The organism is Citrobacter sp. Cpo032 (assembly GCF_030332975.1).
In the GTDB taxonomy this organism is placed as follows: Bacteria; Pseudomonadota; Gammaproteobacteria; order Enterobacterales; family Enterobacteriaceae; genus Citrobacter; species Citrobacter portucalensis.
In genome coordinates this window covers 300730-315371 of record NZ_JAOWGU010000036.1, presented here as the reverse complement: position 1 = coordinate 315371, position 14642 = coordinate 300730, and the positions used below count along the sequence as shown (strand labels likewise).

Genomic DNA, 14642 nt, shown 5'->3' with positions numbered 1-14642 from the left:
CTGAGCCGTTGAGAAAAGTCAGGTGCGATACGCCTTTTTCAGTGAATCCACCAGCACCTCGGAAGCGGTAGATAATTTATGATGCGCCGAACGCAAAACCCCGATCCGACGCTGGATCACCGGCGTATCCAGATCGATACAGGTTGCGCCTAACTCTGTCATTTGCGTGCGGCATAGTGCAGGTACGGCGCTACCGCCCAGACCGTTAGCCACCAGACGGCCAACGGTCACCAGTTGGTGGCTCTCCAGCGCTACTTCCAGCGTATGTCCGCTTTGCACCAGTTGTTCTTCCAGCATCAGCCGCACGGCGGACGGGCGTTGCAGGGTGATAAAATCCAGCGTCAGCAGTTCGCGCCACGCAATACGATCCCTGTCTGCCAGCCGACAGGTTGGCGGCACAATTGCGATAAAACGATCCACGCCGAGCGGCGTGAAATGCAGATGTCCCGAATAGTCCGGCTCGAAGGCTATGCCCATCTCGACCCGGCCTTCACTGACCATTTCAATCACGTGTTCATTGATCACATCGTGAACCGTTACGTTGATACCGGAATAAGAATCACGAAATGTTTTCAGTACCGATGGCAGGACGTTAGCGGCAAATGAGGGCATGGCGGCGATCGATATTTTACCGCGCTGCAGCGTAAAGCGCTGGCGCATGGCTTCTTCCGTATTCTCCCAGTCCGCCAGCAGCTGTCGCCCCATATTCAGCAGCGTTTCTCCCTCCTGCGTCAGGGTCACTTTGCGAGTTGTTCTTAACAGTAACGCCCCGCCCAGCGAATCTTCCAGTCCTTTAATCGCCAGGCTTAACGCGGGTTGCGACATATTCAGTCTTTCGCTGGCATGAGCAAAATTCAGAGTGTGAGCTACCGCTAAAAACGCGCGTAACTGTTTGATGCTCATTCCCATTTCGCATTCCTTTAACTTGTTGAATACCTTTAATTAACATTAAATTGATAAAAAAACCCAATGAGTGAGTCACAAATTTAAAATTAACAAATCATTTTTCACCCCCAATGATGTCGGCAAGGACAACTGGGGAGGCAAGTGTATGGCTGGACTGGATAAACGTGTTGCCACTTATCAAGAGGCGCTGGAAGGGCTGACCGACAACATGACGCTGCTGGCGGGCGGTTTTGGTTTATGTGGGATCCCTGAAAACCTGATTACCGAAGTACGCCGTCGTGAGGTTCAGGGACTTACCGTTGTATCAAACAACTGTGGCGTGGATGGCTTTGGCCTTGGCGTGCTGCTGGAAACGCGTCAGGTGCGCAAAGTGGTCGCGTCCTATGTGGGGGAAAACGCCCTGTTTGAGAAACAGGTGCTTAGCGGCGAACTGGAAGCCATCCTGACGCCACAGGGTACGCTGGCAGAGCAGTTGCGCGCGGGCGGCGCGGGGATCCCGGCATTTTTTACCGCGACCGGATATGGAACCCCCGTGGCGGAAGGGAAAGAGGTTCGCGAGTTTGCCGGACGCCCTTACATCCTTGAGCAGGCGATAACCGGTGATTTTGCGTTGGTTAAAGGCTGGAAAGCCGACTGGTACGGCAACGTCATCTATCGCCACACCGCACAGAATTTTAATCCGCTGATGGCCGCCGCCGGGCGCATTACCGTCGTGGAAGTCGAAGAAATTGTCCCTCCCGGAGAACTGGACCCTGCTGCGATTCACACTCCCGGAATTTTCGTTAACCGCATTATTCAGGGGCAGTTTGAAAAACGTATTGAACAACGCACCCTGCGCCAGAAAGGAGCCTGACATGTTAACGCGTGAACAAATGGCGATGCGCGTCGCCCGCGAGCTGCGCGACGGTTATTACGTCAACCTTGGGATCGGTATTCCCACGCTGGTGGCAAATTACATCCCTGATGGCATGGATGTGATGCTGCAATCAGAAAACGGTTTGCTGGGTATGGGCCCGTTTCCCACAGAAGACGAAATTGATGCCGACATGATCAACGCCGGGAAACAGACTGTGACGGCGCGCAAAGGCGCGGCGATTTTCGACTCGGCGCAATCCTTCGCCATGATCCGCGGCGGCCACGTTGATCTGACGGTGCTCGGTGCGTTTGAAGTCGATGTTAACGGCAATATCGCCTCATGGATGATCCCCGGAAAAATGGTGAAAGGCATGGGCGGCGCGATGGACCTGGTTGCCGGAGCCGACAATATCATTGTGGTAATGACCCATGCTTCCAAAAGCGGTGAGTCCAAACTGCTTCCCGCCTGCACCCTGCCGCTAACCGGCGTGGCCTGCATCAAACGTGTGCTTACCGACCTGGCTCTGCTGGAAATTGCCGACGGTGCGTTCATTCTGCGTGAACGCGCACCGGGCATTAGCGTGGATGAGATTGTCGCCAGAACCGCAGGCAAGCTGATCGTTCCCGAAACTGTCCCCGAAATGCACTTTAGCTGAGGAGCTGACCATGCAGGATGTTGTCATTGTCGCGGCAACGCGCACCCCGATTGGCAGTTTTCATGGCGCGCTGGCACCACTTTCCGCGGTTGAGCTTGGTTCAGTGGTGATCCGTTCGCTGCTGGAAAAAACGGCTGTGGTGCCTGAGCAAATTGATGAGGTGATTTTAGGTCAGGTTCTGACTGCGGGCTGCGGTCAGAATCCGGCCAGACAAACGGCGTTACGGGCAGGACTGCCGGTCACCACGCCCGCGTTAACTATCAACTTGGTGTGTGGTTCGGGTCTGAAGGCGGTGCATCAGGCGGTACAGGCGATTCGCTGTGGCGATGCGCAAATCGTGATTGCCGGGGGCCAGGAGAGCATGAGCAATGCGCCCTATTATCTCGACGGCGCGCGGGCCGGTCTGCGGTTGGGTCATGCCAGTATGAAAGACAGCGTGGTGCATGACGGCCTGTGGGATGCGTTCAACGACTATCACATGGGTATTACTGCCGAAAATCTGGCGGATAAGTTCGTAATCAGTCGTGAGCAGCAGGACGCTTTTGCCCTGCACTCCCAGCAAAAAGCTGCCGCCGCCATTGAAGCGGGTCGTTTTAACGCGGAAATCACGCCGGTCAGCGTCCCACAGGGCAAAAAGCCGCCACGTGTGGTGGACCGTGACGAACAACCTCGCCCGGATACTCAGGCCGACAAGCTGGCGCAACTTAAACCGGCGTTTCGTCCGGGTAACGGCACGGTGACCGCCGGAAATGCATCATCCATCAATGATGGTGCCGCCGCGGTGATGTTGATGAGCGCCGCCAAAGCGGCGGAACTCAATCTGCCAGTGCTTGCCCAGGTGGCGGGCTACGCGGTTTCTGGCGTCGATCCCGCCATTATGGGCATTGGGCCGGTAGAAGCGTCACTCCAGTGCCTGAAGCGTGCTGGCTGGACGCTAAATGACGTGGATCTTATCGAAGCCAACGAAGCCTTTGCTGCGCAAGCGCTGGCGGTTGGCGAATCCCTGAACTGGGACAGCAACCGGGTAAACGTGAACGGCGGTGCGATTGCGCTGGGGCACCCGATTGGCGCATCAGGTTGCCGAATTTTGGTAACACTGCTGCACGAAATGGCTCGCAGCAATGCAGCTAAAGGGCTGGCTACGTTGTGCGTAGGTGGCGGTCAAGGTGTGGCGCTGGCGGTAGAACGTCCGCAGGGGGTAGCTCATGCAAAGTAAGCCTATCTGCATTCTGGGCGCGGGGTTAATGGGTGTCGGCATTGCTACCCACTTCGCCCGTTTTGGTTACGATGTCTGGTTATACGATACCGATAGCAGCCGAATTGCAGAAATAAGCGGAGTTGCTGGCGGTATCCTGGATGAGCTGATTGTCACCGATCAATTTGCAATTGGTGAAAAAGCGACGGTCGTGGCTCGCCTGCACGGCACAACCTCGCTACAGGATATTGCCGCATGCCGGTTACTGATTGAAGCGATCCCGGAGCGGCTCGAACTCAAACACGCACTGTATGCGCAACTGGAAGAGCTGATCGCGCCGGAGGCCGTTATTGCCAGTAATACCAGCGGCCTGCCGCCGGATGCGCTGGCAGAAAAACTCACCCATCCCGAACGGTTGCTGATCGCCCATTTCTGGCACCCGCCACATTTTATTCCGCTGGTCGAAATTGTACCTGGCACCGCAACGAAGCCGGAATATCTCCATGAATTGCAACAACAACTGATCGCGATGCAACTTGAGGCGGTGGTGCTCGACCGCGCCGCTCTAGGGTTTGTTGGCAATCGACTGCAGTTTGCCCTGCTGCGCGAAGCGCTACATATCGTTAAAAGCGGCATCGCCAGCGCAGAAGTGGTTGATCAGGTGATGCGCGCCTCGCTCGGACGTCGCTATGCAATGGTCGGTCCGCTGGAGGCTGCTGATATGACCGGACTTTCTACGGTGCAGGACATTTGTCGGCATCTGCTTCCGGAACTGGCAACCGGCAGCGACATGATGACGCTGGTCGCTGACAAGGTCGCCAACGGTAATACCGGTGTACGCAGTGGTCAGGGTTTTTATCACTGGGATGATTCGCGCAAGGAATACATCCAGCAACGCAGAGAGCATCAGCTGCGCTTTGCCCTGAAGCCATAACGTCTCTTTCTGTACCCCAATATAATAATAAGGAGTCATGATGAGTGTATTAATCGCCCTGGCAGCGTTGGGCCTGCTGATGCTGGCAGCCTATCGCGGATATAGCGTTATCCTGTTTGCCCCCATCGCGGCATTAGGTGCTGTATTGCTTACCGAACCTAGCGCCGTCGGCCCTGCTTTCACCGGCCTGTTTATGGAAAAAATGGTCGGTTTTGTGAAGCTTTACTTCCCGGTGTTCTTGCTGGGGGCAGTGTTTGGCAAGTTAATCGAGTTATCTGGGTTTTCACGTTCCATTGTTGCCGCCGCTATCAACATTCTCGGCCGTCGCCATGCCATTCCGGTTATTGTGCTGGTATGTGCGCTGTTGACCTACGGCGGCGTATCGCTGTTCGTCGTGGCGTTTGCGGTGTATCCGTTCGCGGCCGAACTGTTCCGTCAGAGCAATATCCCGAAGCGGCTGATCCCGGCCACCGTCGCGCTGGGCGCGTTCTCCTTCACCATGGATGCCCTGCCAGGCACACCGCAGATCCAGAACATTATTCCGACCAGTTTCTTCGGTACCAACGCCTGGGCCGCGCCGTGGCTGGGTCTGATAGGTTCCGTGTTTATCATCGTTGTTGGTCTGGTTTATCTCGAACGTCAGCGTCGTAAAGCGCAGGCAAAGAATGAAGGCTATGGGACTGAACTGTTAAACGAGCCGGAAACGCCGGATAACATTAATCTGCCGAACCCGATCATCGCGATCTCTCCGCTGATCCTGGTTGGGGTATTTAACCTGCTGTTTACCCGCTGGATCCCGCAATGGTATGGCGCCACGCATCAACTGGAGCTTCCGGGTCTCGCCAAACCGATTACCACCGAAGTCGGTAAAATCACTGCTATCTGGGCAGTGGAAGCGGCGCTGATTTCTGGGATCCTGCTGGTGGTGCTCTTCGGCTATCGCAACATTAAAGGTCGCCTGGCGGAAGGCAGCAGAACGGCGGTTGGCGGCGCGATCCTCGCGGCGATGAACACCGCGTCAGAGTACGGTTTTGGCGCAGTGATCGCCGCCCTGCCAGGTTTCCTTGTACTGTCAAAAGCACTGGCGGCTATTCCTGACCCGCTGCTCAATGAAGCTATCAGTATCACTACGCTCGCCGGGATCACCGGTTCGGCGTCTGGCGGGATGAGTATTGCCCTTGCCGCCATGTCTGACACCTTTATCGCGGCCGCTCACGCTGCCAATATCCCACTTGAAGTCTTTCACCGCGTGGCGTCTATGGCCAGCGGCGGTATGGACACCCTGCCGCATAACGGCGCAGTCATTACCTTATTAGCTATCACCGGTCTCAGCCACCGTCAGGCGTATGGCGGAATTTTTGCTATTACCGTCATTAAAAGTCTGGCCGTACTGTTTGTCATCGGCGTCTTCTACACCACCGGAATTGTTTAAGGAGAATCATCATGAACTTAACGGGAAAAACCGCCCTGGTTACCGGCTCGACCAGCGGTATCGGATTAGGTATCGCACAGGTGCTGGCGCAATCGGGCGCCACCCTGATCCTCAACGGGTTTGGTGATGTGGATGCCGCCAAAGACGCTGTTGCGCAATATGGCAAAACGCCAGGTTATCATGGCGCGGATCTGAGCGATGAAGCGCAAATTGCCGACATGATGCGCTATGCCGAGAGCGAATTCGGCGGTGTTGATATTCTGGTCAACAATGCGGGGATCCAGCATGTATCCCCGGTGGAAACCTTCCCGGTTGATAAATGGAACGCGATTATCGCTATTAATCTCTCTTCCGTTTTTCACACCACGCGTCTGGCGCTTCCTGGTATGCGCGCGCGAAACTGGGGGCGCATCATTAATATCGCTTCTGTTCACGGCCTGGTGGCCTCAAAAGAGAAATCTGCCTACGTAGCGGCGAAGCACGGCGTGGTGGGATTCACCAAGACCATCGCACTGGAAACCGCGCAGACGGGTGTCACCTGCAATGCGCTGTGTCCCGGCTGGGTGCTCACGCCGCTGGTCCAGCAGCAGATCGATAAGCGTATTGCCGAAGGCGCAGAGCCTGAGGCTGCGCGTGACGCCCTGCTGTCGGAAAAGCAGCCGTCGCGCGAATTCGTCACGCCGGAACAGTTAGGTGAGCTGGCACTATTTCTGTGTTCAAACGGTGCGGCGCAGGTGCGCGGCGTGGCGTGGAATATGGATGGCGGTTGGGTAGCGCAATAACATCATCAGGTGCCGGATAAGACTGACTTACATCCGGCGCAATCGTAGGCCGGATAAGACGCAGTCGCATCCGGCACGCCACGATTAAGACTTCAGCTGATAATCCAGCGTAATTTCCGCGTTCAGTACCTGCGATACCGGGCATCCGGCTTTTGCTTTCTGGATGATGCCGTCAAACGTGGCGGCGTCTATCCCCGGCACGCTCACCTGGCTATGCAACGCGACTTTAGTGATCGCAAACCCGGCATCTACTTTATCCAGAGAAACATCGGCAGTGGTATCAATGGCATCTGGGGTAAACCCCGCTTCACCCAGCATCAGCGAAAGCGCCATCGAGAAGCAGGCTGCATGGGCCGCGCCAATCAACTCTTCAGGATTGGTGCCTTTCTCACCTTCAAATCGTGTATTAAACCCATACGGTTGCTGATTCAACACGCCACTTTCGGTCGACACAGTGCCTTTGCCGCGCTTAATGTCGCCTTCCCAGTGTGCCTGACCTTTCTTATGGATAGTCATTACCGCTCTCCTGTGTTGTCGTCGGAGTTACTAGTATAGGACGGCTGAGAAAAAGCATGTTACATACGGGATAGTTCTCATTTGCCGCTTAAGCATTGACCTTTCAGATAAAATGACCGACCATCCAGAAAGCCGTTATGTTGAACATCGGCTTTAGATCAGGTTGTATTTCGTCCGTTCTCATACGGGCTCGCCCTTGAAACCAGTAACAGGATTAAGGAGTTAGAATGAAATCGAACCGTCAGGCCCGTCATATTCTCGGACTGGACCACAAAATCTCAAATCAACGTAAAATCGTGACCGAAGGTGACAAAACCAACGTGGTCAATAATCCTACTGGAAGAAAGCGCCGCACTGACGGCAAGTAGCCTTTCGCACGTCTGACTGAGTAACGAGATAAACACCATTGCAACCGCAGTGGTGTTTTTGCTTATAAAACCCCTTAACCCATTCACAATGCTTTATACTTCGCCCGTTTCCCTGGCGGACAGGCTACATACGATCATAAAGAGCGCCAGGGACGGTTATTCAAAAAAGAGTGAGTGACATGGAAAACGAAACCAAAAAATTGCGTTCCCTTTACATCCCCTACGCTGGCCCGGTACTGCTGGAATTCCCTTTACTGAATAAAGGGAGCGCCTTCAGTGTGGAAGAACGCCGTAACTTCAACCTGCTGGGGTTACTGCCGGAAGTGGTCGAGACGATTGAGGAACAGGCTGAACGCGCCTGGATCCAATATCAGGGATTCAAAACCGAAATCGACAAACATATTTACCTGCGCAACATCCAGGACACCAACGAAACCCTGTTTTACCGACTGGTGCATAATCACCTGGATGAGATGATGCCAGTTATCTATACCCCAACGGTCGGCGCGGCCTGTGAGCGTTTCTCTGAGATCTATCGTCGCGCACGCGGCGTGTTTATCTCTTATCAGAACCGCCACAATATGGACGATATCCTGCAAAACGTCCCTAACCACAATATCAAGGTCATCGTTGTCACCGATGGCGAACGTATTTTAGGTCTTGGCGATCAGGGGATCGGCGGGATGGGTATTCCAATCGGTAAACTGTCGCTGTATACCGCATGTGGCGGAATTAGCCCGGCCTATACTCTTCCGGTGGTACTGGATGTGGGGACCAACAACCAGCAACTGCTGAACGATCCGCTGTATATGGGCTGGCGCAATCCGCGTATCACTGATGATGAATACTACGAATTCGTTGATGAATTCATCCAGGCCGTGAAGCATCGCTGGCCGGACGTGCTGTTGCAGTTTGAAGATTTCGCCCAGAAAAACGCTATGCCACTGCTGACCCGTTATCGTGATGAAATTTGCTCGTTTAACGACGATATTCAGGGCACCGCGGCGGTTACTGTCGGTACGCTGATTGCGGCTAGCCGCGCGGCCGGTAGCCAGTTGAGCGAACAGAACATCGTCTTCCTCGGCGCAGGTTCCGCCGGTTGCGGGATCGCCGAGCAGATCATTGCGCAGATCCAGCGTGAAGGTTTAAGTGAAGAAGCGGCGCGTCAACGCGTATTCATGGTCGACCGCTTCGGCCTGTTAACAGATAAAATGCCGAACCTGCTCTCCTTCCAGACCAAACTGGTGCAAAAACGCGAAAATCTCCAGCATTGGGATACCCAAGAAGATGTGCTGTCGTTGCTCGATGTGGTCCGCAACGTTAAGCCGGATATCCTGATCGGCGTTTCCGGACAAACCGGCCTGTTTACCGAAGAGATCATCCGCGAAATGCACAAGCATTGTCCGCGTCCGATCGTCATGCCGTTGTCCAACCCCACTTCCCGTGTTGAAGCTACACCACAGGATATTATCGCCTGGACCGAAGGTAACGCGCTGGTTGCGACCGGTAGTCCGTTCGCACCGGTACTGTGGAAAGATAAAATTTACCCAATCGCCCAGTGTAACAACGCCTATATCTTCCCGGGTATCGGCCTGGGTGTGATTGCGTCTGGTGCGTCGCGCATCACTGATGAAATGCTGATGTCGGCGAGTGAAACGCTGGCGCAGTATTCACCGCTGGTGCTCAACGGTGAAGGTCTGGTGCTACCGGAACTGAAAGATATTCAGACCGTTTCTCGCGCCATTGCCTTTGCCGTCGGTAAAATGGCTCAGCAGCAAGGTGTGGCAGTGAAAACCTCCGCCGAAGCGCTGCAACAGGCAATTGACGATAATTTCTGGCAGGCAGAATATCGCGACTACCGTCGTACCTCTATTTGACGGTTTGCCCGGCGGCACACTGCTGCCGGGCGTTCAACAGTTGCGCTTTTGCGTAACTTACGATTACACTTTCACCACCGATTAACATTCTGAAAAACAAAAGGAGGATACTTATGCTGTACTGTGAACGTTTTATCGTTTCACATGCTTTTGGCGATCGCCAGTGCTCAAGCGTTATCGGTATCGTGCTGCGATAACTTCTGCTTGAGCGAAGCTAACTTCTAAATCCCCTTCTCTCGGGCTTACCGGGTTATCGTCAGCGATGTTTGACGAGGCGTTTTCACGCCTGTAACTCTTGAGTAAGCAACAATGAGCACATTACTAACCGCACAATCCTTACACGTTGATACGGCATTCGGCACGCTATTCGACGATCTTTCCTTTACCCTGAAAAAAGGCGACCGCATCGGGCTTATCGGTTACAACGGCTGCGGCAAAAGCACGCTGTTAAAACTGCTCGATGGCACGATCTCGCCCACCAGTGGGGCAATCGCGCAGGCGAATCACTGCCATCTCGCGCGTGTAGAACAACATCTACCTGACGATATACTGCCGCTTACGCTACAGGAAGCCGTTCTCGCTCAACTTCCCGAGCATGAACGCGCAGCTCAGCAGTGGCGAGTTGAAGCACTGCTTGCCGAAATGGGTTTTACGCCAGAGAATTTATCTCTGACTGCGCAAACGTTGAGCGGTGGCCAGCACACGCGCTTGCTATTAGCGCGGGCGCTGATGCGTAATCCTGACCTGCTGCTGCTGGATGAACCGGGTAACCACCTGGATTTGCCAACATTACTGTGGCTGGAGCAGTTCTTACAGAACTGGTCTGGCAGTTTTGTGGTGGTTTCCCACGACCCGCAGCTGCTGGACGCGGTGACTCACGGAACCTGGATCTTGCGCGATCGCACCCTGCATGCCTTCGATCTACCCTGTAGCGCGGCGCGTCAGGCTCTGGCAGAAAGAGACGCCAGCGATGCCTTGCGCCACAAGGCTGAGCAAAAAGAGATAGACCGGGTGACTGCCAGCGCCAAACGGCTGGCAACCTGGGGGCGGGTCTACGACAACGAAGATCTCTCCCGCAAGGCCAAGCAGATGGAAAAACAGGTACAGCGCCTGAAAGAGGTGCAAACAGAAGTGACGTCAGGAAGTCAGTGGACACTAACATTGCAGGGTGATGCCCTGCGTGCAGATCGTTTGCTGGAGATGACCAATCTGTCTGTAGCCCCTGCTCCCGATGCAGATACACTGTTTTCCATTGCCGGTATCCGGTTAAAAAGCGGCGATCGCGTGGCGATTGTCGGGCGTAACGGTTGCGGGAAATCATCGCTATTAAGGCTTATCTGGCAACAGTTTCAGTCACAGCTGGCATCGCCTTCACTGGTGTTACACCCGCGCGTTACCCTGGGTTATTACGACCAGACGCTGCATCAGCTTGCCGATAACGATTCATTGTTTGACGCGCTGGAAGCGTTTGCCCCGCAGCCAGAGATTCGCAAGATGGCATTGATTAGCGCGGGATTTCCGTGGGTTCGTCATGCGCAGCGAGTCAGCACGTTAAGCGGCGGTGAGCGCTCCCGGTTACTGTTTGTTGGGTTGACGCTTGCGCGCTACAGTCTGCTGATGCTCGATGAACCGACCAACCATCTGGATATGGAAGGCAAAGAGGCGCTGGCAGAAACGCTACAAAGCTATAACGGCGGCGTGTTGCTGGTCAGTCACGACCGGCAGCTTATCAGCCAAAGCTGCAACCGGTTCTGGTTAATCGACAATGGCGAACTCAGTGAATGGCACGATCTGGAGGCGGTCAATGCGCGTATTCGGGAAACGTCCGCGGAGATAACCGTTCCCAAAACGGTGGCCGAAGAGAAAACTGAAATAAGCGGTGACAGCGATAGATTGCTGGAACAACTTCTCGATCTTGAGCAGCGTCTGGCCGACGATCTCGCCCGCAAGCCGAAACATCAAAAACCGTTGTTACAGGCGCAATGGCGCAAGGAGATTGAACGTCTGAACGCACAACTTGAGTAATCTTTATTGCCGGATGGCGCAAGCTTATCCGGCCTACATCAGCAAAATGCGCGTGTAGGCCAGGCATCCGGCAATTCTTGCGTGACGCTTTCCAGTTATTCCCCTTCCCCCTTTTTCTTTTTGCACATTCGCCGCACAATTTTAAATATCGCAATCTTGGTGTTGCGTTGAACGGAACATTGATGGTAGTGTTCCTCTTGAAGGAACAAGGATGATACGGATGATCATGAACTTCAGGCACAAGGGATTGCGCGATTTGTTTCTTCATGGACGAACATCAGGCGTTATGGCGAAACATGTCCGACGATTACGACACAGACTTGCCGTTATTGATGCGGCAAGCAAGGTTACAGAGATCAATATGCCCGGTTATAAGCTACATCCTCTGGTGGGGGAACGCGACGGCATATGGGCAATTTCTGTTTCAGGTAACTGCCGTATTACGTTTGAATTCGTCAATGGCGACGCGTACATACTGGATTACGAGGACTATCATTGATGAAGATGGCAAATCATCCCCGTCCTGGGGATATCATTCAGGAAGCGCTGGAAGAACTCAATGTCAGCCTGCGCGAGTTTGCCAGAGCTATGGAGATTGCACCTTCAACGGCAAGTCGACTATTAACCGGGAAAGCGGCTCTGACGCCTGAGATGGCGATTAAACTCTCCGTAGTGATTGGCAGTTCACCCGAAATGTGGTTAAACCTGCAAAATACCTGGAGTCTGGCAGAGGCCCAAAAAAGCGTGGATATTTCACGTCTGCGTAAGCTGGCGGTACAGTGATATAAATGCCGGATAAACTTTTGTCATCCGGCATACCATTTATTGCTGAGGTTTTTTCTCTTTCCAGGCATCCCAGGCCTGTTTGATCTCTTGCTTTGCCGTAGCGGCGTCATTGAAACCGTTTAATTCGACCTTCTTGCGCCCTTCCGGCAGATCTTTGTACACGCGGAAGAAAGATTCCAGACGTTGAACTTCAATCTTGGGCAGATCGCTTAACTCTTTGATGTCGTCATAAGTGGGGTCAATTTTACTGGCCGGAACGGCGACAATTTTGTCGTCCTTTTCACCGCCGTCGATCATCTTCAGTACGCCAATAGCGCGCAGCTTAATCAACGTTCCCGGAGCAAGCGGCGCACGGGTATAAAAAATGACGTCCAGCGGGTCACCGTCACCGGCTAAAGACTGGGTGAGTGAACCGTAGTTGGCGGGATAGGCAACCGGCATTGACTGGAAGCGATCGGCAACGATAAAACCGGTTTTGGCGTCGGTTTCATATTTAATCATTCCACCTGCCGGAATTTCGGTTACGGCATAAAACTCTTCCGGGTTGTTCTCCGGCTGAGGAAATTCGAGGATGTTCTGCGCCTGAGCTGAAGCACAAAGAAACACGCTGACTGCGAGTAATTTTTTCACCAGATGCATTGTCTTTTAACTCTTCTATTATCGGAAAGACAACACCTTACGTTCAGCAGATGACAGAAACATGACGTTTTTTTGGCAAAAAAATGGCGCTACCGATGTAGCGCCATTGCGTAGAGGGAACATCAGAGATTAGTTAACCCCTTCCTCGCTCTCTTTTTTCGCTTCTTGTCTTTCAACTTCGCGATACCAACGTGGGTGATGTTTCTTCGCCCAGCGACGGCTCACTTTCCCTTCAACCATGCCTTTAATCGATCCTTTCACCCAGAATGCCATATACATATGGATGAGGATGGCGTGCATCAGAATAATCCCCGCCGCCGCATGGATCAGCAGGCTATAGCGCACGACCTGCATCGGGAAGAACTGCGCAAAGTACGGACGCCAGATAATGATACCGGTAATCAGCAGCACGAAAATCATGCTCATAATCGACCAGAACATCATTTTCTGCCCGGCGTTGTATTTGCCCACATCTGCCACTTTGTGTTCATTGCCTTTCAGTACTTCCACAATGTTTTTCAGCCACGGAATATCTTTCTTATCCGGGATGTTGTGGTGCACAAAGCGTACAAACATGAACATCAGCGCCACGAAGATCAGTATGCCGAAGAACGGGTGCAAAATGCGTCCCATCTGCGGCGTACCGAAGGTTTGCGTCAGCCATTGCAGAGTCGGGAAGAAAAATGAAATCCCCGACAGCGCTACCAGGAAGAAGCAGATCACCACCGTCCAGTGACAGGCGCGGTCGATAAACTTCGTGCGCACAATCATTTTCGACTTACTCATGATGATCCTCCTCGTCGTCGTCCACTTCCTTATTCGGACCAATACCAATGTAGTGGTAAATCAGTCCGGCGAAGGTGGCGATAAATCCGGCAGCGGCCAGCGGCTTCAGCGCCCCTTTCCACAGATTGATAGAGGTATCTATCTGCGGGTCTTTTGGCAGACCGTGATACAGTTCAGGCTGGTTGGCATGATGCAGAACGTACATGACGTGCGTGCCGCCCACACCTTCCGGGTTGTAGAGACCGGCATGTTCAAAACCGCGAGCTTTCAGTTTTGCCACACGCTGTTCGCCCATTTCCAGCATTTCCTGCTTGGTGCCGAAATGTATTGCCCCGGTCGGACACGTTTTCACGCAGGCAGGTTCCTGCCCGACGCTGACGCGGTCCACACACAGCGTACATTTATACACCCGGTTATCCTCTTTATTGAGGCGCGGAATATTAAATGGACACCCGGCAATACAGTAGCCGCAGCCAATGCAGTGCTCTGACTGGAAATCGACAATCCCGTTGGCGTACTGGATGATGGCCCCGGCAGACGGGCACGCCTTCAGGCAGCCCGGATCTTCACAGTGCATACAGCCGTCTTTACGAATCAACCACTCCAGCTTGCCGTTCTGTTCGGTTTCGGTAAATCGCATCACCGTCCAGGACTTGGCGCTGAGATCGGCGGGGTTGTCATAAACCCCGACGCAGTGGCCAACTTCATCGCGGATATCGTTCCACTCTGAGCATGCCACCTGACAGGCCTTACAGCCTATACAGGTGGAAACGTCGATCAGCTTCGCGACTTCTGCTTTGTAATCACGGGCCTGAGGCGGCGGCGTGATGGAGTTTGTTGCGGACCGTTTGATGATGTCCTGCGTTTCCATAGACATATGTTCGC

General features: G+C 53.7%; 16 protein-coding genes. 11 read left to right on the top strand and 5 right to left on the bottom strand.

What is annotated here, in order from left to right; genetic code table 11:
- Window positions 1-18 precede the first annotated feature (18 nt).
- A complete protein-coding gene (locus OGY33_RS07755) occupies window positions 19-909 on the bottom strand; it encodes a LysR family transcriptional regulator (protein ID WP_003020016.1) in 891 nt (296 codons plus the stop codon).
- Window positions 910-1051: 142 nt separating this feature from the next.
- On the opposite strand from OGY33_RS07755, the gene OGY33_RS07750 reads away from it, so the two are divergent.
- The 6 genes from OGY33_RS07750 to OGY33_RS07725 are packed head-to-tail and all read left to right on the top strand — an operon-like array spanning window position 1052 to window position 6760.
- Entirely contained in the window at window positions 1052-1759 is a 708-nt protein-coding gene (locus tag OGY33_RS07750; protein WP_003020020.1) for a CoA transferase subunit A, read from the top strand.
- Window position 1760: 1 nt separating this feature from the next.
- Window positions 1761-2417 (top strand): CoA transferase subunit B, encoded by a 657-nt coding sequence (locus OGY33_RS07745; protein ID WP_032943469.1) that lies wholly within the window; start codon window positions 1761-1763, stop codon window positions 2415-2417.
- Window positions 2418-2427: 10 nt separating this feature from the next.
- Window positions 2428-3633 (top strand): acetyl-CoA C-acetyltransferase, encoded by a 1206-nt coding sequence (locus tag OGY33_RS07740; RefSeq protein ID WP_060682196.1) that lies wholly within the window; start codon window positions 2428-2430, stop codon window positions 3631-3633.
- Window positions 3623-4546, top strand: coding sequence for a 3-hydroxyacyl-CoA dehydrogenase family protein (locus OGY33_RS07735; RefSeq protein WP_191238506.1), 924 nt, complete (start codon window positions 3623-3625; stop codon window positions 4544-4546). Before OGY33_RS07740 ends, OGY33_RS07735 begins: the two co-directional genes overlap by 11 nt.
- Before the next feature lie 37 nt (window positions 4547-4583).
- Window positions 4584-5978, top strand: a complete 1395-nt coding sequence (locus OGY33_RS07730; protein ID WP_196776256.1) for a GntP family permease — start codon at window positions 4584-4586, stop codon at window positions 5976-5978.
- Between the two features lie 11 nt (window positions 5979-5989).
- Window positions 5990-6760: a 3-hydroxybutyrate dehydrogenase gene (locus OGY33_RS07725; RefSeq protein WP_191238505.1), complete on the top strand. Its 771-nt coding sequence runs from the start codon at window positions 5990-5992 to the stop codon at window positions 6758-6760.
- Window positions 6761-6844: 84 nt separating this feature from the next.
- Here the strand turns inward: OGY33_RS07725 and osmC are convergent, their stop codons facing one another.
- Window positions 6845-7276 carry a peroxiredoxin OsmC gene (osmC, locus tag OGY33_RS07720; RefSeq protein ID WP_003833007.1) on the bottom strand — a complete coding sequence of 144 codons (432 nt, stop codon included), beginning with the start codon at window positions 7274-7276 and terminating at the stop codon, window positions 6845-6847.
- A gap of 227 nt (window positions 7277-7503) precedes the next feature.
- On the opposite strand from osmC, the gene sra reads away from it, so the two are divergent.
- From sra to OGY33_RS07695, 5 genes are all read left to right on the top strand, one after another.
- The gene (sra, locus tag OGY33_RS07715) at window positions 7504-7644 is read left to right on the top strand and encodes a stationary-phase-induced ribosome-associated protein (protein WP_003833009.1); all 141 of its coding nucleotides are present in this window, start codon (window positions 7504-7506) and stop codon (window positions 7642-7644) included.
- Window positions 7645-7823: 179 nt separating this feature from the next.
- Window positions 7824-9521 carry a malate dehydrogenase gene (maeA, locus tag OGY33_RS07710; protein WP_003833011.1) on the top strand — a complete coding sequence of 566 codons (1698 nt, stop codon included), beginning with the start codon at window positions 7824-7826 and terminating at the stop codon, window positions 9519-9521.
- Between the two features lie 309 nt (window positions 9522-9830).
- Window positions 9831-11546 (top strand): ABC-F family ATP-binding cassette domain-containing protein, encoded by a 1716-nt coding sequence (locus OGY33_RS07705; protein ID WP_191238504.1) that lies wholly within the window; start codon window positions 9831-9833, stop codon window positions 11544-11546.
- Window positions 11547-11766: 220 nt separating this feature from the next.
- The gene (locus OGY33_RS07700) at window positions 11767-12045 is read left to right on the top strand and encodes a type II toxin-antitoxin system RelE/ParE family toxin (RefSeq protein WP_048236430.1); all 279 of its coding nucleotides are present in this window, start codon (window positions 11767-11769) and stop codon (window positions 12043-12045) included.
- Window positions 12045-12329 carry a HigA family addiction module antitoxin gene (locus tag OGY33_RS07695; RefSeq protein ID WP_003833018.1) on the top strand — a complete coding sequence of 95 codons (285 nt, stop codon included), beginning with the start codon at window positions 12045-12047 and terminating at the stop codon, window positions 12327-12329. Before OGY33_RS07700 ends, OGY33_RS07695 begins: the two co-directional genes overlap by 1 nt.
- 39 nt (window positions 12330-12368) lie before the next feature.
- Here the strand turns inward: OGY33_RS07695 and OGY33_RS07690 are convergent, their stop codons facing one another.
- From OGY33_RS07690 to fdnH, 3 genes are all read right to left on the bottom strand, one after another.
- The gene (locus tag OGY33_RS07690; RefSeq protein WP_003833020.1) at window positions 12369-12971 is read right to left on the bottom strand and encodes an inorganic diphosphatase; all 603 of its coding nucleotides are present in this window, start codon (window positions 12969-12971) and stop codon (window positions 12369-12371) included.
- Window positions 12972-13100: 129 nt separating this feature from the next.
- A complete protein-coding gene (gene fdnI, locus OGY33_RS07685) occupies window positions 13101-13757 on the bottom strand; it encodes a formate dehydrogenase-N subunit gamma (protein ID WP_003020054.1) in 657 nt (218 codons plus the stop codon).
- Window positions 13750-14634, bottom strand: a complete 885-nt coding sequence (gene fdnH, locus OGY33_RS07680) for a formate dehydrogenase N subunit beta (protein ID WP_003833024.1) — start codon at window positions 14632-14634, stop codon at window positions 13750-13752. The genes fdnI and fdnH overlap by 8 nt, the downstream gene beginning before the upstream one ends.
- Between the last annotated feature and the right edge of the window lie 8 nt (window positions 14635-14642).